This window comes from Xanthobacter sp. ZOL 2024 (assembly GCF_052932325.1).
In genome coordinates this window covers 63,824-87,554 of the sequence record NZ_JBRFIN010000001.1, presented here as the reverse complement: position 1 = coordinate 87,554, position 23,731 = coordinate 63,824, and the positions used below count along the sequence as shown (strand labels likewise).

Below are 23,731 nucleotides of genomic sequence, written 5' to 3'. Positions count from 1 at the left end.
CACAACGGGGGCAATCTTCCATGCCGAAACACACAATGACGGTCTGGCGGACGTCGGGTCCCGTCCGACCAAGAAACGATTGAGCCTATCGGGGCGATGTCGAAGATCAGCGATGCTGACATGGTGCAAACCTTTCTGTTGCTGGAAACGAAACCGCCGCCGGTGTGACCCGGCGGCGATTGACTTTCGGAAGTAGAAGGGGCGGCCTATTCGGCGGCTTCGCGGAAGGACACCTCGAGCTCGTCCGACCCAGCCTCATCGTCGGACTCGAACGGAGTTTCCTCATCGAGATCCTGTTCATCGGCGACCGGCTCGTTGTCCTTGAGCCATTTCGCGAGCTTGATCGCGTTCGGCTCGAACAGCGCCGCAGAATGGACGAACCGCCCCTCTGCGTAATGCTCGACCAGTGCAGAGCGCGTGTCCTTCACCTTCTGGCGCGGAAGCACCGGCGTGTCCTTGCACGATGCCTCGAGCGCCGGACGCGACAGGCACGACAGGAACTCCTCCGTCCCCATATTGGCGAGGAAGCCGTCAGCGCCGACGGCATCGCCGGCAACGAGCGCGACAATGCCGCTCTTTGATCGACCCGACCGGCAAGACAGGACGTCGATCAACAGCGATCGCACCGCAATGCGCAGCGTATCCATGTCGAAGACGAAGGCTCCTTCGGCATTGAACAGCCTGGCAGCATGTCCGCCGAGACGGGCTGAGCCGTAGGGCGATGCGCCGCTGGCGCCAGATGTCACCGAGACGTTGGATCCGGCAAAGGCCAGAACGAGCAACGCCATCAGCGTGTCGTCCTCGATCGGCGCGCGGGCGAGCGCTTCATGCAGGGCGTCGGTGCGCAGGTCGCCGATCATGTCGAGCCCCTTGCGGGTGACATCCGGGCGAGCGGTCGGAACCACACCTGTATCGCCACCGTCACCCTTCGCCGTCTTCTTCTCCTCGGGCATGCGATAGACCACGCTCTGCACCTTGCCCTGCCGGTCGATATACATGGCGGTGTGATCCGACTTCGTCGGCTTGCCATAGACGCGCTCTGCCTTCTTCGGCAGCTTGACGTCGCCATAATCGCCGGTCTCGGCAATGATGCCGCGCTTGGGCAGGTTGTTGGTGATCCATTCCTGCTGCGCGCCGAGATAGGCCTCGACATTGGTGGTGTAGCGACCATCCTCGTCGGCGGGACCGAACAGGTCTTCCTCCCATTCGATGCCGTAGGCGCGGGCAAGCTCGTCATCGAAGCTGGCGTCCTTGGCGAACATGCGCGTCTTCGACAACGCATTGGCAATGCCCCACCAGTTCGCCCTGGGATCTGACTTCGACGGCTTGTTGGCCTTCCACACCTCCTTCTGCTCATCGAGCGAGGCCGACGCGATCGTGCGAAGCTGCTGCTCGTTGGGCATATCGCCCTTCGCCATATGATCGAGCATGGCCGGCAGCACATTGGCCATCAGCCGAAGCTGACGGACGCGACGGACTGTCAGCGAGAGAGCGATGGCAATCGCCTCCTCGGTCCAGCTCAGCGCAACCAGGCGCTCGATAGCACGCCAGAGATCGACAGGGTTGAGCGGATCGCGCGCCGTGTTCTCAACGATCGAGCGCATTGCGCCATTGTCGTTGGAAGCCTCGACGACAATGACTTCGATCTCTTCCAGACCGGCCTTGATTGCCTGCCGGACACGGCGATGACCGGAATCGATGACATAGCCATTGCCGCCATCGGTCTGCGCAAAGATCACCGGCGGCTGAACGATGCCGACGGCCTTGATCGTCGCAAGCAGAAGCAGGTCTGCCTGCGGTGTTGACTTGGTCTGGCGCGAACGGTCGGGATTCTCGTTCAGCGCGCGCGGATCGACCTTCATGACGTGCATGGGATTACTCCTTCATTGGGGTTGGGGAACCGGGCCTGCCGGTCCTGTCTTCTTCCCGAAGACCCCCACCGGCCCGCGGAGCGGACGGGCTGGTGCAACTGCGGCCGAGCATCCCTGCCCGGCCGGACGAGCGGGGCTTCCAGCCCTGCGAAGAACGACGGGCCGGGATCGCGAGCGGCGCGTTTGAGCGCAAGCGTCACCTGACCGCCCGATCTGCGAGCGGGCTTTTCCCTTCCCCTCTTCCTCTTCATCTTCCTCTTTTTCCCTCCCCATCTTTTCTCAGTGACGACATGACAATGGCCCGCCACGTCTGCGACATGGCGAGCCATCAGGATCGATCAGGCTGCGAGCGGCTCCACATCGACGATGCCGTCGATATCCTGCGCCAGATCGGCCTCAACCTTGGCAAGCTGCCGATGCTTGTCGGCCAGCTCGTCGGCGAAGGCGAACTCGCCGCCGTCGCCATGGGCCTGATAGGACGCCAGCCGGCGATTAGCGTCGGCTAGACGCTGGCGATAGCGCTCCTGTTCATGCTCGAAGCCGGAGAGCGCATGCTCGAGGCGGGAGATCGCGCCGAGCGGCGTCACCGTGATCGGTAGATCGATTTCGTCGTCTGCCTCGGTGCGCAGAAGCGAAGTGACATAGTGGTAGCTGTCATTGCCGAAGCGCTGGCCCGAGAATTCAAGATCGAAGCCGCCGATCGAAGCGATGACGGTGTCGCCCTCCTGCTGGAGCTGCACGAGGGTCAGGATTTCCTTGAGCATTGCGCGACCGGCTTCCTTGCGGTCGACATAGGATTTGCCTGTCACCTTCATGGTGAAGGCTTCGCCCGAAGTTGGCACGAGCCGCGCGATGTCCTCACCGATCTCGGCAATACGGCGGGTGGAATGCTCGATATCGCGCTCGGCATCGCGGATATTGCGCCGCACGGCGTGCTGATCGTCGATATGAGCTGCGCGCAGCCGTTCCAGTCTGGCTATGTCCGCCTCCAGGCCGGCCTTCTGCATCAACCGCTGATCGCCTGATGCAATCGCTTTCGCCATGGCGAACTGGTTTGCCTGGCCTTCGCCCATATCCTCCAGCCTGCGGATCGAGGTATCGCCGGACAATGCCGCCGCGATGAACCGGGCCTTGCGCTCGTTGTTCTGCCAAAGAGTCGCGTCGAGCGAGCCCTCGGTGGCATAGGCAAAGATATCGACCTCGTCGTGCTGGTTGCCCTGCCGGACGATCCGGCCCTCGCGCTGCTCGATCTGGGATGGCAACCACGGGACGTCGAGATGGTGCAGAGCCTTGAGCCGTAGCTGGGCATTGACGCCGGTCCCCATCGTTTCCGAGCTTCCGAGAAGGAACCGCACTTTCCCGGCACGAACATCGCCGAAAAGGCGCTGTTTGGCTTCGGACTTCTTGAAGTCCTGCATATAGGCGATTTCGGACGCAGGCACGCCCATGCGGATGAGCTCGTCGCGGATCCAGCGATAGGCGGAGAAACCGCGCGTCTTCTCGACATTGATCGTGCCGAGATCGGAAAAGATCATCTGCGCCGCGCCGAGAAGCTCATAGGCTTTTCCGTCGGGACGGAGGTAGCTGTTGCCTCCCGTTTCCTGCCAGATGCGGTAGGCGTTCGAGATCAGATTGTTGAGCTTGTTTTCAGGCTCATTGTCATTGTCGCAATCGACAAGACGCAGATCGATCGCGGCATGCCTGCCATCGGTGATGACGGAAAGCAGTATGTCGTCACCGGGCTCGGGCGGGCGCTCGCGCTCCTCGATCGCCTTGATGCGGCTCGCCAGCACCATCTGATAGTTCTTGAAGTCTTGCGTCGGCTTCGACGTCACGATCTGGCGTCGTCCCGTCGAGATCGCCGGAACCTTCAAATAGCGCGCCAGGTCATCCGGCATCACGACGTCAGCAAAGCTGCGGAACATGGCGATCAGTTCCGGTACGTTGACGAAAGACGCAAACCGGCTGACCGGCTTGTATTTGCCGGAAGGCTGGAGCTCCAGTTCCGTGGTCGTCTCGCCGAAGGTCGACGCCCAGGCATCGAACTCGTGAAGGCCGCGTTCCATCAATGCGGCATGGCCCATGAGCCGCTGCACCGAGAACATCTCGCCGAGCGTGTTGGTGATCGGCGTCCCCGACGCCAGCACGAGCGCCCTGCCCGGATTCTTCACCTCGATGAAGCGGGATTTGACATAAAGGTCCCAGGCGCGCTGGCTACCGTTCGGATCGACGCCCTTCAGCGTCGACATATTCGTGGCGAACGATAGTTTCCGGAACTCCTGCGCCTCGTCGACGATGATCTGGTCGACGCCGATCTCGGAAATGGTCAGCAGATCGTCCTTGCGGGTGGCGAGACCTTCAAGCCGCTCCTGCAATCCCTCCTTCAACCGCTCGAGGCGCTTGCGCGACACACGGTCGTCATCCTCGACATCGAGTAGCAGCTTCTCATAAAGCTCCAGCTCGTCCTGGATCATCTGCTGCTCGAAGACCGAGGGAACGCCGATAAACCTGAACGCGCTGTGCGTGATGATGATCGCATCCCATGTCGCCATCGCAGCACGCGACAGGAACCTGGCCCGCTTGTCTTTGGTGAAATTGGTCTCGTCGGCGACGAGAATGCGGGCATTGGGATAGAGCGTGAGAAACTCGCGCGCCACCTGTGCCAGGCAATGACCGGGAACGGTCAGCATCGCCTTGGCGACCAGCCCGAGACGACGCTGTTCCATGATGCCGGCGGCCATGGTCATGGTCTTTCCGGCGCCGACGGCATGCGCCAGATAGGTCGCGCCTGACGCTATGATGCGCCAGATGCCGCGCTTCTGGTGCGGATAGAGCGTGAAGGCCGCGCAGGCTCCCGGAAGATGGAGATGGGAGCCGTCGAAACGGCGCGGCGCTATATTGTTGAAGCGATCATTATAGTCGCGCGCCAGTCGGTCAGTGCGGTCGGGATCGGACCAGATCCAGCGCTGGAAGGCGTCCTTGATCTTCTGCAGCTTGGTCTTCGCCGCCTCGGTATCGACGACATTGAGGATGCGCCGCTCCTTCCCCGCTTCCACGACCGTATCGAATATCTGCGGCACGCGGCTGTTGAGCGCATCGGCAAGCAGTTCACCGGCATGACGGCGGTTGGTCCCCCATTCCGATGTGCCGACGGCGAGCCAGCCGAGCTGCCGAGCATCGACCGTCCATGACGCGAGTTCGGGCATGTGATAGATTTTTATGTCGGCATCCATCGTCTCCTTGATGAAGGCGACGATATCGGCGGCCGGTATCCACGGCGCGCCGAGTCGAGCGGTAATGTCCGAAGGGCCGAGATCGACCGGCTGCACGGCGGCAAGTGCGGCGACATTGCGCTGATAGGCGGGATCGAGCGCGCTTGCTGCTTCCGCCGCCTTGAGCTTGTCTCGAACATGGCCGGACAGATAGGCATCGGCGGTTTGCCACGATCCGTCTTCGGGATCGCGGAAGATGGCGCTGCCGAGTTCCTCGACGACGGAATCCGCATCACGGTGCAGAAGCTCGGCGATATGGTCGAGATCGACATGACCGCGCTCGTTGAGGACCACGGCGAGAGCGTCGGCCGCACTGGTGATGGCCGGCGGCGCGGGCGGAGAGATCACGCGTTCGGAGAAGATCGGGCCGGGACGCGACGTATCCGTGTCGAGATCATAGTCCTCGATGGAGGCGACGAGCCAACAATCGGGATCGTCCAAAAAAGGCTGGAGGTTCGGACGGCGATGCGTCTCGCGCACCTCGCCGCTTTCCTCATCCTCGGTGATCGAGACGGTCGTATGATTGATCGGGCCGAACTCGCGCACGAAGTTGGACCAGGCGATCCGGAGCTTGACCTGCAAATCCTTCCAGGGACGGTCGAGCTCCTGCGCCTTCAGCACCTCGCGCACGGCGTCGCGGACCGGGATCAATTTGCGGATGATGCCGACATGCTTCTCCGGGATACCGTCGCTGCTGCGGCCTTTGCGAACCTTCACCGCAACAGGCTCGCCGTCGATGATCTGCATCAGGCCGTGCGAACTGTCGAAATAGAAACTGCCTTCGCGGACATGGCGCTCTGAGGGAAAATCGACCGGAGCGCCATCGGCCGCGTCTTCCAGATCGGCATCAATGACAGTGGGCTCGCCGTCATAGAGGGCTTCCGGAAGAAGGGAGATGGCGGCGGCAAGCGCTGCGTCGAGATCCTCGCCGTCACGCGGCAGGCAGGAATAGGTCTCCCTCGGACCATAGATACCGTGGCGCACGACATGCTCGCCGAGCACGAAGTCGGGATGGCTGGCGAACCATCTGTTGACGCGAATGGCGCCCTCGTCCTCCGTCGCTGGACGCACCTCATCAACATCGAGCCAAGATTGATCGCCTTCGGGCTCGCCTGCCTTGCGCTTGCGGAAGAACAGGATGTCGACAACCACATCCGTGCCGGCCTCGGCCCGGAAACTGCCCTCGGGCAGACGGATCGCGGCAATCAGGTCGGCGGACTTCGCAATAAGCTCGCGCGCCGAGCAATCTGCCTTGTCCATCGTGCCATGGCTGGTAACGAAGGCGGCAAAGCCTCCGGGCTTCAAGAGATTGATAGAGCGCGCGATGAAGTAATCATGCAGCACCAGGCTCATCGACCGATAGTCACGGTCGGAGCGCACCGTCCGGCTGGAGAATGGCGGATTGCCGACGGCGAGGTCGAAGCTCGCCGACAGATCGGTGCGGGCAAAGTCGCCGGTGATGATCCTTGCACGTGGCTGTAACAGCCGGGCGATACGCGCCGTGACCGGATCGAGCTCGATGCCGGTAACATGGCTGACATCGTGCAACTCCTCAGGCATCAGCGCCGGAAACAGCCCGGTTCCAATCCCGGGTTCAAGCACGCGGCCACCGCGCCAGCCAAGCCGCTCAAGCCCTGACCAGATCGCCCGGATGATGAACTCCGGCGTGAAATGGGCATATTGGGTGCAGCGTGACAGCGAGGCGTAGGCTGCATCGTCGACTGCATCCTGCAGTTCGCTGCCGATCTCTTCCCAGCCCTTGCTGAATTCGACCGCGCGGGGCTTGCGGAACACGCCATTGGCCAGCTCTGACGCGCCGAAGCCGGTGAAGCGGATCAGCCGCTTCTGCTCCTCGGCTGTGGCTGACCTGTCCTCCGCCTCGATCTCGGCGGCAAGTCGGATCGCTGCGATACTGTCGCGCGCACGCTTCCTCCAGCCCTTCGCCAGAGCACGGCGGCCGGCAAGATGGAAGTTCACGCCGCGACCGGGATGTTGGACCTTCGCATTCTGCGGCTGGGCGAGGCCCGCAACGGCAATGGCCGGTGCGGGTGTGGTTGGATCGGGATCGTCATCGGGATCGAAATCGTCGGCAAAGGCGGTCACGCCAAGGCCGAGACCGGAGGACAGCGAGGTGCTGCCGAACATATCGAGCGTGAAAGGATCGTCATGCGCCATTGGGAATATCCCCTGTGTTGAAGGCGCGCGTCATCCTCCCGCCGGAGTGCCGGCAGGCTGGATGAACGCGAGGTAGTGGATGGGTGACCGCGAAGGTCAGCGACGGAGCAGCGAGATCGACAGGTTGCTGTCGGTCATCTCGATCCGCAGATGGGTCGCCCAAGGCGAGGCCCGGATCAGCTTCACGAGCATTGCGGCATCGAGAAACTCGATGCCGTCATCTGCCCCGAAGTGCTGGCGCTTGTAGTGCCAGTGGTCGGGGTTGGTCTTCGGATCGCACTCCTCGGCATAGATCACGAAGGTCTTCTGGCCTTCGGCAAGCTTGCCGTTGGCCATGAGGTAAACACCCTCGTCTCCAACCAGCCATGCACCGGGCTGCTCGCCCTCGCCCGGGCGGGTCCCATAATAGGGATTGCGAAAGCCGCCATTGAGGAAGGCGTCGATGCGGCCGCGCGTGATGACCGCGTGGACATGCGGCACGGAGAAGGTGAACATCGTCGCCTCCGCTCACGCCGCGATGGCATCTGGGAGGTAGCGAAGATGCACCGGCAGCTTCGCCGAGACCTCCGCATCGGTGAGCTGGTCGAGCAGTCTAAAGGTCCGCGCCTGCCAGGACGCGCACATCATCACGATACGCTGGCCACGCTGCGCTGGCGGAAATCGCTCATCGGCATAACCCCGATAGGCGTCCTCGGTGGCGCTCCAGATGTGCTCGAGCCGTTCTTCTCGCGACATGGCCCGTACCGGCCGGGCTTCACGCTCGACGATCGCGTCGCGCATCCGCGCGGCCGAGGCCTTCTCGGCCAGATCGCAATAGCCGTGGAAGTGACGGATGCGGCCGTCGATCGACAGCTCGAAGAAGATCGAGGTGATCGAGCCTGTCAGGTATTCGCGCATCGCGAACATCTCGCCCCGCATCCAAAGCGGCGGCAGGATCTCGAACATGTAATCGTGCTCGACTTTGCCGAGCTCGAACCACTCGCCGCGAAAGAGAGCGCTGTCGTCACCCTCGAAACGGTTGGGGCGCTGGGCATGGCGATCGAACAGGCGGAACATCTGCCGACGATCGGCGACGCCCTGATAGATCTTCCGGATGGGGTGAACGGAAATTTTCATGACGGGCTCCTTCTGGCCTCGTCCGGGCCGAAGCGCGGCTCACCCACCGGGTCGCCATCTTTTCTTCAGCCCTTCAGACCCCTCCCTCGCCGCCGCCTCTCCGTCCGGACGGGTCAAGGGCCGGCGCAGCCGGGCGGAGCTTCACCCTTGACGCGGCCGGCGGGCATGCGGCAGGCCCCGCCTCCCCTCTCCATTCTCAATTTTCTCCGTCCCCTTTGCGCGCAGCGCGTCGTTCCAGTCCTCGGCCGGAGGCGTGAGGCGAAACCATTCGCATCCGGCCTCCTCGGCGATATCGCGAAGCCGCCCGGCGAAAGTCTCGCCCTGAGGATTGGCATCCGTCGCGGCGAGGAGCTGTGCACCGGAGCGCGAGGCGAGCGATCGCACCGCCGCTTCCGTCGCCGGCGACCAACCGCCTCCCGTGCTGAGATAGAGGCTGCCTTCCCGCAGGCCTTCGAGGGCAGCGAGGCTCATCGCGTCGATGGCCGCCTCGGTGACGCAGAGGCGCAGGGCATCGGGCGCGCCCAACCGGAACAGCACCTTCGACCCGCCGGTCGAGAAGCCGCGCCAGTCGGGACCGCGTTCTTCCCAGCCGGTGACGCTGCCCTCGTCATCGACATGGGCCGCCCACATACTGCCGTGCGGACCTTCCCGCAGCCGGTCGTGTCGGATTGCAGCACGGATGATCGCATCTGGAAGGAAACGCTCGTCGCGTAGATAGCGCGAGGTCGCCGAACCGGGCCACGGCTTGCGGCGCTCGCGCCAGCGTTCGGAAAGCGAAGCCACGGGCTCCTGCTCGCGGGGCGCGCGTGTCCATGCCGGCTCCGCCGGGACGAAACCGACCAGCTCTGCCGCGATCGCGAGCACGTCGGCAAAGTTGCCGCCGGCGAGATGCCGGATCAGCGAGAACACGTCGCCCTTCGCATCCGATTGCGGATCGAACCAGCCCTTGCCGTCATGGATCACGATGACGATCTCGTCGCCGCGCCGATACTTGACCGCGCGGCGGGTGCTTTCCTTAAGATCGACCGCGAAGCCGGCCTTCTCCAGCACTGCCGCGCAGGATACGCGTTCCTTCAGATATTCGACCTCGCTCGTCTCCATCTCGCTCTTCCCGGACGCACTCGCGGACGTCCTTTCTTCGTCTCTCTTCTCCCCGCACCTCGCGGGACCGCTTCCCGCCGGGCGCGAAGAGCAAGCCCGCAAGGGCGTGGGCCGGCAACTGGGGAATTCATCAGCATGGTCGCGGGCGATCCGGCCCGCGGCGTCAGCTTCCCTTGCGGGTGCCAGCTCGCAAGCGGCACCCGGCACGGCAAGGCCGGTTCAATGAACCGGCCGCGCGCCCGAGAAGGGATCGTACTCGAAAAGCACGGTGACATCGTCACCGTCGAGCTCGTCGGCCGGCAGGACGCCGTATGAGCCGTCGACCTCGAAGAGGGAGACCGGGACCATCAGGGTGCGGGCGAGCTGGAAGGCGGCGTTTTGTGCGAGATCGAGGTCGTTCGACATGGGTTGAGGCTCCATCGGGAGCGGGCCAATTCCCGCTCGATGGCTCCCCAGAGGGGCCGGTCCCGGTCGCGATCACCGCGAAGTCGAAGACGAAAGCGGCGGCAGCTTGCTAGCCGACCCCGCAGCGGGTTGATCGTGGAAGATCCGGGACTGGACCAGGAGACATCGCAGAAGAGCGGGATTGGGCTGCTTCCGTTGGTCCCCTGTCTCTCCCGAACAAACCATTCTCGCCGGGCGCTGCCGCGGCATCGCCCCTGATGGTCCTGTCGCGCCGCCCGGCGAGACGCCGCTTAAGGCCTCCCCGCCCGCCGCAGCTCCGCGTCGACGATCGCCTGCACGGTCGCGAGATCCATCTCCGCACGCGGCGAGATCCGCGCCACCTCCGCCGCGACCTTGGCCCAATGGGCGAACTCCCTGCCCCTGCCCTCAGCGCGCGCCCGCGCTGCCAGGCGCTGCGCCTCGTAATAGGCGTCCTGCTCATCCTCCCGCACGAGGCGACGCGCCTCGGCCTGCCACCGCCGGCGAATGGCGCCGCGCCGCTCCAGCCAGGATTTCAGGATGCCGAGCATTCCTTTTCCTCTCCGGCGGCAGCCGTTCCAGCGTCAGGGATGGAAGCCCGCATGGGTGAAGACCTCGCAGGGCTTCAGCTCTGCCGACAGCCCGCCCCGTAGGGAGACGTCCCAACTCATCTCCGACGGCTTTTGTGCCGAGCACGCTTTTTCTTCGGTGGCGGAATTGACGCGACCTTCGCACGCCGCTCTCGTCCCGCTCGCAATCGGTTTGCGGCAGCATCGATCTCGCTAATGGCGGCCGAAAATTCCCCACTGGGAAGGAAATGACCCCTAATCCATCCATCGATGTAGCGCTGAACGGCCGGGGAAGAACCGCGCCTTAGGAACGCAAGAACAATGGCCCACTGTGCCGGCCTGAAGCGGATAAGCCGGTCCAAGATTGTGCTTGTCGCCCGCATGCAACGTAGATCGAACTGCCCAAGATCGTGCCAAAGGCGGTTGAGGAACTCGTTCGATACCTCGATATGCGATCGGAGATCGGCGTTCTGCGTCCCGATAAAGGCCGCAACAGCCTTGAAGTTGTCAGACCCGTGTTCCCGATCCTCGCGAACAACCGCGAGCATGGTGTCGGCGGTGAGAGCGAGATGCCCGTGGCGGCGCCAAGCGAGTTTGATCACGAGATCGGCATAACGACGATGGTCGATCACCGCAGTTTCAAGCGCGAACGAGAGAATCGCCTGCAGCCATATGCCCTTGGCACCGCAGGCGGCGTCGGCGAACTGGCGATAATACATGTCCTCGGAGAGGAGCAGACGTTCCGCGCCCGCCAGATTTGCGGCATCCAAGACATGGCTGCCGAATGATTGGGTGATCAGGATGGCGATGTCGGTCGGATCGTCCGGGGCGACAACAGGGCGAACCTCGCAAGCAGCCTCAATCCGCGTGAGCTGCTCGACGATATAGTCGCGCCGCGTGGCAATCTCCTCTGCCGTATGCTCCTGCCGGATGTACTGACCATCATGCCAGGTCATCGTCATTGAGCGCGGCGCGGTGGTTTCCTGCTCGTCCCGAAGCGTCTTGATCTCATCGATCACAGTCTGCGGCACGGTCGGCCTACCGAAGACCGCTTCAAGCACGTCGAAGGCGTCCATGGTGGACACAGTCCAGGCCGCGTAGGCGTCGAGTACGAGGCCCGCCTTCCGGTGAGAGTCGATCAAACCACGGGCGGCTAAACGTTCGGGCTCCGTGCCGAGACAGGTCCTAATGTCGAAATCGAGGAAACGGATGTATTCGACAAAGCGGATTGAATCGCGCTCGCCCTTGGACGTGACGAAACTGATCGGGCAGTTGTGCTTCAAATGGAGATCGGCGCGATTGCGATTGCTTTCGGCAACGCGACGAACCTGCTCCAGCGCCGGCTGGATATCACCATCCTGCATGGTGATGGTGTAGAAGCCCTTCGCGTCAGGAAACCGGTTCTCGAAGTTCTCCATGACATCGTGGAGCGCATGGAGATATTTGTGCTTGATCTCGGTGACACGCCACCGCCGTGTCCCGCCGAATGCGACAGGCAACTCGAATTCATCGCCTACCCGAAGCCCGAGCGCGGCCGCCGCAATCGGATGGGTCGGGCTGACGACGTCATCCGCCGGGCGATCCGCTCCTTCCTCGATGAGGAAGGCGTGACGTTCATGCCGGTCACCCTCGAGTCGCACCCAGGTATCGGCGGCAACGATCGCCGTCGGCGGGATCAGATCCGAGTCGGGATCCATCATGATCAGCCCGAAGTAGCGCAGGACGGCCTTCTGATCGTTGCGAGCCGATTGCAGAACCTCATAGGCGTATTGGAGCGCCTTCGGCCCCTGACCGATCTTGCGCATCACCTGGGCCAGGAACATCTTCTGCGCTGGCGATCCCTTCACCGTCGCCAGATCGATGCCATCGACGAGCGCCTTCACCTCGTCGCCGCGATCAAGGCGGTGCAGGACCGAAAACAAGGTGATGTAGTTTTCGAGATCGGGCTCGGCTTCGGTCGCCTTTCGCAGGGCGGCTTCTGCTTCGTTCAACGCTCCGCGATTGAAATGCAGCAAACCTTCCGCATGCAGGTAGTAGGGAAGCTCGCGCATCGTGGCGGGCAGGCGGGCGAAGAAAGAAAGCGCACGCCGGCGGATCGGGCTGTCGTTGACGAAGGCGCGGGTGAGCATCCGCAGTTCACTGCTGTCGTGGTCTTCGGCGATCCGGCCATCCAGCAGATCGACGACGATGCCGGCGTCGCCGCGGCGATTGGCGTGATGGGCGACCATCAGCCGGTCGGCCGCATGGCTATTGTCGTCGATCTGCTTCAGGGCGGCCTCAAATGCAGCGTCCGCGATGTCTTCCAAGTCTTCGCGTCGGGCGAAGTCGGCAACGACGATGCCGGCGCGGGGATCGCGGGCGGCGTCCGCAGCAACGACCGTGATCTGTTGCCGGCGTTCTTCTGGATCCTTGACGCCGATCTTGATCGCCGCAAGCCTCGCGGTGGTTGTGATGATCGGTTCCTCGGTTGAGGGGATCAAGGACGCACTGTTTTCGATTAGCGCGACGACTTCCGGCCAGTCGGCCCGCGCCGCGTGATAGCGGAATTTGAGCACGAGGCCGTCGGCAGTCGCCGGCAGCTTCGGAAGAAGCTCGCCTGCAAGCGCATCGTCACCGGCTTCGACCGCGACCATGGCCGCTCTGACCAGAATATCATGATCGTCCGGAGCGAGAGCGAGGCCTTGCCGCGCGATCTCGACGGCTTTTGCGAAATCATCGAGCGCCGCCAGGCCCACCAGGACGTTGCCGCAGAGCGCAGCATCTTCCGGCCGTAGGGGGCCGTCGGTCTTACGCTCCCGGTCCCAGTGCGACGTCAATGTAGCTGTCGCTGCCTCCAGCTTTCGCCGTTCCGGCAACGAGAGAACGCGCATGCGTTGGAAGCTCGTGCTGGTCAGGATTTCGTCGAGATCCGCCTCCGCCGCGAACTGCACGGCATGGTTCTCGTGGGGATGCATGCCAAGCGCCGCCCGAGCCGGCTCCCACCACTCTCCGGGCTTGCCCCGCCGCCTGATAAAATCGACCCAGCCGACTTGCACGGCAGCAGTTCGATGCAATTGTTCGGGAATCAGCTCGAGCGGGTCGGACACCGACATGTCGAACCGGGCGGCCTGTACGAGATAGCCGGCAACCCATTCGTTCGCTGGATCGACCTCAAGCTGCGTCTTGCCGAACGTGAGGAGTTCTTCCCACTTGCCCTGCAGCAGGAGGCCGAAGGCCTTGTTGGCGATCGCCTTCGGTTCGCCCGGCGCGTGGTCGAACGATGTGAGAAGCATAGCGGCGGCTTCATCGTCCTTGCCGAGCGCCAGAAGGCAATGGCCTATATTCGCCTTGATGCGAAACAGGACGCGGCCGGAGGCCGAGGCGGCGACGCGCGCCAGCAGCTTTTCCAACAGAGGCATGGCGGTGAGCGTCTTGCCGCTGTTGTTGAGATCTCGATACTCGTCGATCTCGGCATCGAGATACGCTTCGACCGCGTTGATCTCGACCGTGGTGTCGCCGGGTGGACTGGCAAGCCTGCCGGTCACCTCAGCGAGCATGGATTCCATACGGGCGAACCCGACGGAGAGATCCTCGCGCGTCGCACTCTGACCGGCGGCAATCGATCTGGTTTCGGTAAGAATCTCCTCGCTGAAAAGGGTGTAGGTCGGATCGAAGGCCTTGCGCGCCGCCGGATCCTCGCTGATCCGCTCTTCAAGCGTATTCCAACCCCACACGAAGACGCGCATCGTCTTCCCGTCGGCAGCGAGCTCCTTCGTGATCCCGCGCGCCAGCTCCTGCATCGCGACATCGTCGGGCGCGGTGGTGACGACGTAATATTCCTTGAGCGGCGGCATGAAGGTCAGCGCCTTCTTGACCTCGGCCCGAACCTCGTCTTCCGAAAGCGCGTGCCCTTCGCTCTTCAGCTTGCACTGGATGCCGACATGCCAGTCAACGTTACCGTCGCGCATGCCGGAAAGGTCGACGCCATTCTGGCGCTGGCCTCTCCGACCATTGCGCTGGACTGCTGGGTCGTCGAGCAGGCCGCGCCATAGGACGACGGATGCGCGTTCGAATGCCTGCTCATCGGCGGGCTTGGGGATTTGGGTGGCAGCGAGCAGCGACATCGGCGACCGTCAGAACAGAAGGCCGGCATCGTCGGGCGACAGCGCCAGCACCGCCGGCACACGGCTGTGGTGCTCGATCCACGCCCGCGTCTCCGCGTTGATCCATCCGGCAACCTGAAGCAAAGACGCATAGTCCGCGACGAGGTGGCGGTCGAAGATCGGTTCGTGATGGGCGATCCGGTTCCGGAAGGTGCGGAGATAGTCGAGCGGTGTATGGGCCGCCTTACGGCTCAATCGAGCATGGGGAAATGCTCTGAAGACACCGGCGCGCCAGATGGTCATGTCGTAATTGGCTTTGCCGTAGCCTGGAAGGCGCCCGCCCGGTCCGAGTAGGGCGACCCAGAATCCGAAGGAGAGCGCCGCCACCATGTGAGACGGATCGTCGGGATAGCCGTCGCGGCGCAAATCCGCTCGGGCTCCGGAGATCCTTGACAGCGTGCCGGCATCGAGCCCCGCGGCAGCATTATCGTACCAATCCGCGCCATAGCGCGCGGCAAGCTCACGATGCATGGCGTTGCGCAAGGCAACCTCCAGCCCCTGAAGAGGGCCGTAGAAAGCTGCGCTGACGGCCGTGTTCCAGCTATAAAGGCGAACCGCCTTCTCGCGGTCTCCGCCAGCGTGGCCGACATAGGTAGCCATGCGCTCCGGCGACAGGGAAGTCTCCAGGGCGTCGATGATAGCGTCGGTATAGGAGAAGGCGTTCTTGACTACTGCCCCCGGGTCACCCATATTGCCTCCCGTAAGCCCTGGGATCGCCTCTGCCATTGGCATGCACCCGGGGCTCAGCCTTTCCAGAGCCTCCCTTCCCCCAGAGATTGTAGATCATGCCGCCGCCTCCTTGGAGGCCGCAGACGCTTTTGCGGATTTAAAGCCGCGCCTGGCGACCGCCTTGCGCGCCGCCCGGGCTGTTTCCTCGGCCTCCCGAAAATCCGGCTCGAGCGCCTGCAACTTCTTCACAAGCCCGGTCAGATCGTAGGTGTTGCTGAGCTTGCCACCGTTGCTCGCCCGTCGTTCGATCCGCTGAACCAACCCCTCCTTCTCCAGCTCCGCGATGTAGCGCTGGATCTGGCGCTCGCTCAGGCTTAGACGCTGCGACAGGGTCTCCTTGCTCGGAAACGGCTTGCGCTCCTTGTCCCACCAGAAGTCGCAGAGTTGCAGCAGAACGGCGAGCTGGGTCGGATTGAGGTTCAGCCGACGCTGCGCTCGCAGCAGGAGAGACGGCACGACACAAAAGCCAAGGTCCATAACGGCCTGGCCCCATTTCGCGGCCGAGGCCTTCTTCGTCGCTTTCGAGGCGGGGGCGGCCTCGTCTTCAGGAGGTTGTTCGGCTTCCGTCGTCATGATAGAGTTCCCGTTGACTGTTGAAGCCAACAAATGCAGTCGGTTGTGGCGATGCGCAATATGCATCAAGCGGACATATCTGACGCCTCCCACTAGACATAAGCGTCCGCAGGAGTGGCGACAAGGGCGTCTCCTAAAGAAAGACGCATCGTTCAATTCGGACGAAGCGGGATGCGGGATAAACGAGTATCGCTTCACTCCCGGTCAAGAATGACCGGTGGGTCGCCGCTAAGAACCGTCCGACTAGCGGAAATCCCGCGTCCTGACCCGGATCTCGTCGATGTGCCCATAGGGATCGACCATGTTGCGCGCCTTCGGCATGCCGCGCGGATCGGGCGTCGGGGAGCCGTGATGGAATTCATCGCCACGGCCATGCGGCAGCGCGAACGCCACTTCCCGCGAACCGATGCTGGCCAGCTCCGCCGACATGTCGATCAGCTCGTGGGCGACGATATGCACGACCTCGCCCTCGCGCTGCACCCTGCCCTTCACCCCGATCATGCCGGAGCCGAGTACGATGCGGCGGTATTTCTCGAACACCTTGGTCCAGACGACGAGGTTGGCGACTGCAGTCTCGTCCTCCAGCGTGATGAACATAACGCCCTTGGCCGATCCCGGCCTCTGGCGGACGAGAACGAGGCCGGCGACATGAACCCAGCGCCTGTCGCGGCAGGCGACGGCTTCCGCGCAGGTCATGATACGTCGGCGCGCAAGGTCCGGCCGGAGGAATGAGAGAGGGTGCCGGCGCAGAGTCAGCCCGACATGGCCGTAGTCCTCTGTCCGTCGTCAGATGCTTTGGCGCAGACGGGTGTCGCGATTAGCGGAGAGTTCTGCTCGTCAACCAGTTGATGTTATGCGGCGATGCCGGCGTGCAGCAAGCGGCGATGCTGGATGGTCTGGCGTTTGATCCTTTCTCGGTGTTTGATGATGGCTTCGGCCCTGCCGAAGTAGGCGTCGGCGGGTGTCACATTGTCGAGGCTCTCGTGATAGCGCCGATGATTGTAGTGCTCGACGAAGGCCTCGATCTGGCTTTCGAGGTCACCGGGCAGGAAATAGTTTTCGAGCAGGATGCGGTTCTTGAGGGTCTGATGCCAGCGCTCGATCTTGCCCTGTGTCTGGGGATGGAGCGGGGCGCCGCGAACATGGTCCATGCCATTGGCCTCGATATAGTCGGCCAGTTCGCCGGCGATGTAGCTCGGACCATTGTCGCTGAGCAGGCGCGGCCGGTGTTGAACATGGGCCTGATCGCAGCCTGAGGCGGCCAGTGCCATGTCCAGCGTGTCGGTGACGTCCTGGGCCCGCATGGTCGAGCACAGCTTCCAGGCGATGATGTAGCGGGAGTAATCATCCAGCACCGTGGACAGATACATCCAGCCCCAGCCAATGATCTTGAAGTAGGTAAAATCGGTCTGCCACATCTGGTTGGGACGGCTGGTCCTGGTGTGGAACTCATTGGCCGCCTTGATCACCACATAGGCGGGGCTGGTGATCAGGTCATGGGCCTTGAGGAGCCGGTAAACGCTGGCTTCCGAGATGAAGTAGCCCTTCTCGTCGGTGAAGCGCACCGCCAGTTCGCGCGGGCTCAGCTCGGAGTGCTCCAGGGCCATCTCGATGATCTGGTCATGGATGCCGGCCGGGATACGGTTCCAGACCCGGCTGGGCGCCGAGGATCGGTCTTCCAGCGCCTCGGGGCCGCCATTGAGGTAGCGATCATACCAGCGATAGAAGGTCCGGCGAGGGATGCCCAGCCGGTCCAACGTCTGTTTAGTTGGCAGGTGCGATTGCTCGACCAGCCAAATGACCTCGAGTTTTTCGGAAGCGGGATACCTCATTCCTGGTCTTCCCCATCCCCCAGCATGCTTTTTTTGAGCAGGCGGTTTTCGAGCGTCAGGTCGGCAACGCACTCCTTCAGAGCGCTCGTCTCCCGGCGCAGGTCCTTGACCTCGTCGCTGGTCGCCGCACGCGCAGTATCACCGGCGAGGCGACGCTTGCCGGCCTCCATGAACTCCTTGGACCAGGTATAATAAAGGCTCTGGGCAATACCCTCGCGCCGGCATAGCTCGGCAATGCTGTCCTCACCGCGCAATCCATCGAGCACGATCCGGATCTTGTCCTCGGCAGAAAAGTGCCGTCGGGTCGCCCGGCGGATATCCTTGACCACCTGCTCGGCGCGCTTCTTCGTCTTTATGGTTTTCGTCGTCATTCTGGGTCTTTCGTCCTTCAGACGAGACCAGAACTCTCCTTAAAGCTCAAACCCAATTCTGTGCCAGGGGCGCTGATGCCGGACATTTCTCCCAGACTTGGCGCTCCTTTCCTTTCTTATCCTTCCTGGTGGCCGAACGAACAGCGTCGAGGTCGGTAATGACCAGCGTCTTGAGTTCGAGGAAGTTCAGCAAAGGATAGAAGATATGGGCATACGCGCCGCCCACCTCTACCGTGGTGATGTATTGCTTGGCCAGCTTATGGCCATCACCGAGATCGCGATCAACGATCTCGCATAGCCTCGGCATCAGCACTCGCTCGGTCGTGCCCTCCACTAGGATGGCCTTATCAGCGAAATAGAGGTCGCACTTCGTGAGGGTCATATACTGGTGCAGGAACTCCTGGTCGGGCTTCGGAATTGCCGCCATGCCCTTCTTGAAATCCTTCACCTTCGTGCGGCGACCCGACGTCGGCACCGGCTGCTGATTCAGGAAATAGCGTATCGCTTCGAACGGCGCGGCGTTTGCAACATGCGAGGAATGCGTCGTGATGATAAACTGCACCTGCCATGCAGGTTCGTCCGGATACTTCGCCGATAGCTTGCCGACGGCAGCGTTCAGTTGCCCGATGAACACTTCTTGCATCTGGGGGTGCAGATGCGCTTCGGGCTCTTCGATGAATATGAGATGCGTCGCGGGACGCGTCGGCCGCGCGCGGTAGAGCTTATGGTAGCTCTCTAGCTGCAGGAGCATGTAAATCAGGTTGCGTGTGCCAAGCCCGTTATATCCCTCGGGCAGGTGGACGCCGTCGGCGCCGGCATAGACCACCTTGGTGTGGTCCGACAGCAGTGCATCGACATTAAGCGACGTCTCCGGCTGCAACTCGGTATCATTCATACTCGGAAAGCCAAGCACGTTCATCGCCGGCAGCAGTGCCTTCAGCATAGTATCGAATTCCGACTGCATCTCCCGCTCGATGTTCTCGACCGAGGATTTCAGCTGGGCTGCGAGCTGCTGGTCCGCAATGGCCGCTGTCGGGGTGGATGCAGTCTTGAATAAGGTGCTGAGCAGCTTGCCGATAACATCGGCATCGCCATGCTTGGCGTGATCGAGCGTGCGCTGTGCGCGCACCAGATTGCATTGAAGCAGCGCCGCAAGGTGCGTCGTACCCTCGAATTGCCGCACATTTGCTGGATCGGTGGGATCGATCGCACTGACATGGACGCTGTAGGCTTTCGGTATCGCCTCTTTCAAATGTCGCATGAAATGCACCTTCGCATCGACATTTTCGGGGGCGTCTGCGACCTTGAGCAGTTGCTGCAACGAAGAGAGGGTTGGCGCGTACTCCAGCTGGGCAACAGCAATCGTCGAGTTCATATCGAGATCGATGATGAACGGAGAGAGCGGGCCCAGGGCGGGGGCAGAGCTACTATAGGCGAAGGTCAGGGTGATCGTGATCCGCGGCATAGTCGCAAGCACTTTTTCCGGCGCCTCACCCTTTTCCCTGAGTTCCTTTGCTTCGAAAAACCTGTTGCGTGTACCGGCAGAGAAATCCTCCAGCCGGAACTTCGCACCACCATCTCCTGCGAAGCGCTCGAACACATCGGTTAGCGAGGTCTTTCCGCTGTTGTTGCGGCCAACGATGACGGTCGATCCAGATTCGAGCATGATTTCGGCATCCTCGATCAGGCGGAAGCCTTGGACCCTCACCTTCTGTATGCGCATGTCCCCTCCCCCATGAAGCTCTGTTATTGCCGTTTTGCCGACTTCATCGTGTCCTCACGCTAATGCCGCAAACCGAGTGCGCGCAGCCAGGCATCAACCTGACCGAAGGCGTCCTGTTGCCACTGTTCCGGTGTCCGTCCGTCGAGTATTGCCGTTTCGTCCACGAATTTGCGCACGCTGGTCGCACCATATCCCTCCGGAGCGTCGAACTTCTCGGCGATGAACTTGAAACCCTGCGCGCCGCTCTGTTGATCGAGCAGAGGTTTGCAGACTTCCGCAAGCGCATCGATCCCGTCAGGATAATTTCTGATGCAGTAATAGATGTCGTAGGCGTCCTTCTGCTTGTGACGACCGTTCACGGCATGGCCCTTCATAGCCAGCAGGGCCGGAATTGAGCATACGGCGACTTCGACGCGATTAGTCCCGCCTTCCGGCATCTCGCCGGAGATGGCGACGAGCTGATAGAAACGAAGCGCGAGATCGGCGCCATCAGCACGCTGGACGGCGTTGTCACGTTGTTCGTGGCTTAACGGTTGACGGATAACCGGACGTGATGAGCACGCCGACCATCAGCTACAAGAACCACCGTTTCCCACCGCATATCATCGCCCATGCCGTCTGGCTGTATTTCCGGTTCCCGTTAAGCCTGCGGCTGGTGGAAGAAATGCTGCTGGAGCGCGGCATTGTCGTGTCCTACGAAACGATCCGGCGCTGGGGCCGGAAATTCGGTGCGGCCTACGCAAAGCGACTGCGCAGAAAGACGCCGTCGCGAGAGGATATCTGGCATCTGGACGAAGTGGTCGTAACGATCGGCGGGCGAAAGCATTGGCTTTGGCGAGCCGTCGACCAGGACGGATGTAAGCGCCAAGGGGCCACCGCGTAGCGGTTCTTGCGGTGATCTGAGATTCTTCGCGCCGTTTGGTGTCGAAGGATCTGCTGATGGAAATTTCTATATCTACGCCTATGCCTGATGACAGAAATTGTCATGTGATCGAGGCTCTGGAGGCCCGGCCGTTGCGGGGACGGAGGGGCTGGTCGGATGAAGCGAAGGCGCGGCTCGTCGCGGAGACTTTTGCTCCTGGGGCGAATGTTTCGGCGATCGCCCGCCGGGCCGGGATGGCGCCGTCGCAGTTGTTCGGCTGGCGGCGTCAGGCATTGGCCAGCGGCGCGGTCGCGGCTGCAGCCGAAGGTGACCCGCCGCTGAGCTTCACGCGCTTTGAGGCAGCCCGCAGTGCGCTGGTTGAGATCGTGATCGGCGACATCGTGGTCCGTGCCGGCCCCGATGTGACGAGTGACCATCTTGCGGCGGTGCTGCGGGCGGTTCGCCAGGCATGATCCCGTCGGGTGTGGCGGTTTACGTCGCGAGCACGCCGGTCGACTTCCGCAAGGGGCCGCTGTCGTTGATGGCGCTTGTGCGCGACGGCGGCGTCGATCCCTTCAACGGGGCGCTTTACGTGTTCCGTTCGAAAAGAGCCGACCGGGTGAAGATCGTCTGGTGGGATGGCAGCGGGATCTGCCTTTACGCCAAGACGATCGAGACGACGCGGTTCTGCTGGCCGCCGGTGTCTGCGTCGCGGGTCCGGCTGAACCATGCCCAGTTGCTGGCGCTGGTCGACGGGATGGACTGGAAGAAGGTCCGCTCGGCCTCGGTCCGGCGGCCGCAATCATTGGGTTGAGCGGTCTGTGGCAAAGTGAATCAGGCCTTTGAAAGGCTTGGGAGAACGCGCCGGCCTGTGCTGTGATCGCGGTGATGACCGCGGCCATTTCAGAGCTTCCGGACGACATCGAAGCGCTCAAGGCGATGGTTCTCGCCATGGCATCGCAATCGGCACGCCTTGAAGAGCGCAGCCATCATCTGGAGGCCGTGAACAAGGCGGCCGACGAGCGGATCGCGGCGCTGACGGCGATCGTGAAGATGCTGGAGCGGGCGCGTTACGGCCGGCGCTCGGAGCGGCTGGTCGACGCGGGACTGGACGACGACCAGTATGCCTTCGTGCTCGATGAGATCGAGACAGGCCTTGCGGCGATCCAGGAGGAACTGCAGGCGGCCGACGCGGATCGCCCGAAGCGCGCGCCTCGGCCGCGGAAGAGATTTGCTCCGCATCTGGAGCGCATCGAGCACGTGATCGAACCGGAGATCCCGCCCGGCTGCGAAGGGTTGGAAAAGGTGCTGATCGGCGAGGACGTCTCGGAGCGCCTCGACGTCACGGCAGCCAGGTTCCGGGTGATCGTGACCCGTCGCCCGAAATACGCCTTCCGGGGCCGTGATGGCGTGATCCAGGCGCCGGCGCCTGCCCATCTCGTGGAAAGCGGTATCCCGAGCGAGGCGCTGCTGGCCCAGATCGCGGTCTCCAAATACGCCGATGGCCTGCCGCTTTACCGGCAGGAGGCGATCTACGCGCGCGACAAGGTCGAGCTCAGCCGATCGCTGATGGCGCAATGGATGGGCAAGGTGGGCTTCGAACTCACGCCACTGGCTGATTACGTTCTGGAGCGCATCAAGCAGGCCGAGCGGATCTTCGCCGACGAGACCACGCTGCCGACATTGGCACCGGGGAGCGGCAAAGCGAAAACGGCCTGGCTATGGGCCTATGCACGCGACGATCGGCCCTTTGGCGGCACATCGCCTCCCATGGTCGCCTATCGCTTCGAGGATAGTCGCGGCGGGGATTGCGTCGCGCGCCATATGCGGGGCTTTGCCGGCATCCTGCAGGTCGACGGATACGCGGCCTATGCGCAGCTCGCGAAGGCGAAGGCCGGCACCAACGAAACCGTCACGCTCGCCGGCTGCTGGGCGCATCTGCGCCGGCGCTTCTATGAACTCCATATCAACGGGACATCCACGGTCGCCACGCAAACCGTGACCGTCATGGCCGAGCTCTGGAAGATCGAGGAGGAAATCCGCGGCCAGGATCCGGTGATCCGTGCCGCCGGCCGGCGGGATCGGTCGTCCGCGATCGTCGCCGGGCTCTTCGCGCTGTGGGAAACCGAGCTGCGACGGATCCCGGGGAAATCGAAACTGGCCGAAGCGATCCGCTATGCGATCACGCGCCGCCAGGCCCTGGAGCGCTTCATCATCGATGGCAGGATCGAAATCGACTCCAACACCGTCGAACGCGCGATCAGGCCCCAGACCATTGTCAGAAAGAACGCAATCTTCGCCGGCAGCGACGGCGGCGGCCGGACGTGGGCAACGATCGCGACGCTGCTCCAGACTTGCCGCATGAACGATGTCGACCCGCTCGCATGGCTGACCCAAACGCTGGAGCGCATCGCCGACCGCTGGCCCATCTCTCAGCTCGACCAGCTCATGCCCTGGAACTTCAATCCCTGAACGGTGCCGGCTACGCGCTTACGGACGGATATGTTCTCGACGAGATCGTGCAGACCCGTCGAGACACCAAGGCTGCCAAGCGATTGCTGATCAGGCTGCTGAAGAAGCAAGGCCTCGCGCCAAAGAGGATTGTCACCGATAAACTGTGTTCATACGGGGCGGCAAAGCGAGATGTGATGCCGGCCATTGAACATAGATCACACAAGGGCCTTAACAACCGTGCGGAAAATTCCCATCTGCCGCTGCGAAAACGAGAACGAGTGATGCAGGGCTTCCGATCCGTCGGCAGTCTGCAACAATTTGTCCCCGTATTTTCAGCGGTTAGAAATCATTTTGTCCCGTCGCATCAAAAACACTCCGCCCTCGCCACCCACATTCATCGGATCCGCGCCATGGCGCACTGGAAGGCCGTGACCGGCGCAACTGCCTGAGTTTAACTGAAAGCGCTTCGTCCGGCCTCAATCGAACAACGTGACAACGCCTTGCGGATATGTTCCAGA

The 23,731-nt window shown here is 62.5% G+C and carries 15 protein-coding genes and 4 pseudogenes; 5 read left to right on the top strand and 14 right to left on the bottom strand.

What is annotated here, in order from left to right:
• Positions 1-206: 206 nt before the first annotated feature.
• The 14 genes and pseudogenes from ACU4E7_RS22895 to ACU4E7_RS22830 form a co-directional block, all read right to left on the bottom strand.
• Positions 207-1,871 carry a ParB/RepB/Spo0J family partition protein gene (locus tag ACU4E7_RS22895; protein ID WP_447021726.1) on the bottom strand — a complete coding sequence of 555 codons (1,665 nt, stop codon included), beginning with the start codon at positions 1,869-1,871 and terminating at the stop codon, positions 207-209.
• A gap of 338 nt (positions 1,872-2,209) precedes the next feature.
• Positions 2,210-7,318: an Eco57I restriction-modification methylase domain-containing protein gene (locus tag ACU4E7_RS22890; RefSeq protein ID WP_447021725.1), complete on the bottom strand. Its 5,109-nt coding sequence runs from the start codon at positions 7,316-7,318 to the stop codon at positions 2,210-2,212.
• Between the two features lie 96 nt (positions 7,319-7,414).
• The gene (locus tag ACU4E7_RS22885) at positions 7,415-7,813 is read right to left on the bottom strand and encodes a DUF3085 domain-containing protein (RefSeq protein ID WP_447021724.1); all 399 of its coding nucleotides are present in this window, start codon (positions 7,811-7,813) and stop codon (positions 7,415-7,417) included.
• 12 nt (positions 7,814-7,825) lie between these two features.
• Positions 7,826-8,428: a DUF1419 domain-containing protein gene (locus ACU4E7_RS22880; protein ID WP_447021772.1), complete on the bottom strand. Its 603-nt coding sequence runs from the start codon at positions 8,426-8,428 to the stop codon at positions 7,826-7,828.
• A gap of 147 nt (positions 8,429-8,575) precedes the next feature.
• Positions 8,576-9,535: a DUF3991 and toprim domain-containing protein gene (locus ACU4E7_RS22875; RefSeq protein ID WP_447021723.1), complete on the bottom strand. Its 960-nt coding sequence runs from the start codon at positions 9,533-9,535 to the stop codon at positions 8,576-8,578.
• Positions 9,536-9,754: 219 nt separating this feature from the next.
• A complete protein-coding gene (locus ACU4E7_RS22870; RefSeq protein ID WP_447021722.1) occupies positions 9,755-9,940 on the bottom strand; it encodes a hypothetical protein in 186 nt (61 codons plus the stop codon).
• Between the two features lie 290 nt (positions 9,941-10,230).
• The gene (locus ACU4E7_RS22865) at positions 10,231-10,509 is read right to left on the bottom strand and encodes a hypothetical protein (RefSeq protein WP_447021721.1); all 279 of its coding nucleotides are present in this window, start codon (positions 10,507-10,509) and stop codon (positions 10,231-10,233) included.
• A gap of 116 nt (positions 10,510-10,625) precedes the next feature.
• Positions 10,626-14,630, bottom strand: coding sequence for a PIN domain-containing protein (locus ACU4E7_RS22860; protein WP_447021720.1), 4,005 nt, complete (start codon positions 14,628-14,630; stop codon positions 10,626-10,628).
• Between the two features lie 9 nt (positions 14,631-14,639).
• On the bottom strand, positions 14,640-15,359 hold the full coding sequence (locus ACU4E7_RS22855) for a hypothetical protein (protein WP_447021719.1): 720 nt from the start codon (positions 15,357-15,359) through the stop codon (positions 14,640-14,642).
• A gap of 93 nt (positions 15,360-15,452) precedes the next feature.
• Complete coding sequence (locus ACU4E7_RS22850; RefSeq protein ID WP_447021718.1) at positions 15,453-15,971, bottom strand: helix-turn-helix domain-containing protein; 519 nt, start codon at positions 15,969-15,971, stop codon at positions 15,453-15,455.
• 243 nt (positions 15,972-16,214) lie between these two features.
• On the bottom strand, positions 16,215-16,667 hold the full coding sequence (locus tag ACU4E7_RS22845; protein WP_447021717.1) for an OB-fold nucleic acid binding domain-containing protein: 453 nt from the start codon (positions 16,665-16,667) through the stop codon (positions 16,215-16,217).
• Between the two features lie 155 nt (positions 16,668-16,822).
• Positions 16,823-18,174, bottom strand: a protein-coding gene (locus tag ACU4E7_RS22840) for an IS3 family transposase (RefSeq protein WP_447021716.1) whose coding sequence is annotated in 2 segments (ribosomal slippage) — positions 16,823-17,838 and positions 17,838-18,174 — 1,353 coding nt in all. Because the reading frame shifts where the segments join, the coding sequence is not laid out codon by codon here.
• Between the two features lie 79 nt (positions 18,175-18,253).
• Positions 18,254-19,897: pseudogene (locus ACU4E7_RS22835) on the bottom strand (ATP-dependent nuclease); the annotation flags it as partial.
• A gap of 59 nt (positions 19,898-19,956) precedes the next feature.
• Positions 19,957-20,403 (bottom strand): annotated as a pseudogene (locus tag ACU4E7_RS22830) (nucleotidyl transferase AbiEii/AbiGii toxin family protein); the annotation flags it as partial.
• Between the two features lie 47 nt (positions 20,404-20,450).
• Here ACU4E7_RS22830 and ACU4E7_RS22825 point away from each other — a divergent pair.
• From ACU4E7_RS22825 to ACU4E7_RS22805, 5 genes and pseudogenes are all read left to right on the top strand, one after another.
• A pseudogene (locus ACU4E7_RS22825) lies at positions 20,451-20,753 on the top strand (IS6 family transposase); the annotation flags it as partial.
• Between the two features lie 65 nt (positions 20,754-20,818).
• Positions 20,819-21,232 carry a transposase gene (locus ACU4E7_RS22820; RefSeq protein ID WP_447021715.1) on the top strand — a complete coding sequence of 138 codons (414 nt, stop codon included), beginning with the start codon at positions 20,819-20,821 and terminating at the stop codon, positions 21,230-21,232.
• Complete coding sequence (tnpB, locus tag ACU4E7_RS22815; RefSeq protein ID WP_447021714.1) at positions 21,229-21,573, top strand: IS66 family insertion sequence element accessory protein TnpB; 345 nt, start codon at positions 21,229-21,231, stop codon at positions 21,571-21,573. The genes ACU4E7_RS22820 and tnpB overlap by 4 nt, the downstream gene beginning before the upstream one ends.
• Positions 21,574-21,647: 74 nt before the next feature.
• Positions 21,648-23,231, top strand: coding sequence for an IS66 family transposase (gene tnpC / locus ACU4E7_RS22810; protein ID WP_447021713.1), 1,584 nt, complete (start codon positions 21,648-21,650; stop codon positions 23,229-23,231).
• A 23-nt stretch (positions 23,232-23,254) separates the two neighbouring features.
• Positions 23,255-23,662 (top strand): annotated as a pseudogene (locus ACU4E7_RS22805) (IS6 family transposase); the annotation flags it as partial.
• Between the last annotated feature and the right edge of the window lie 69 nt (positions 23,663-23,731).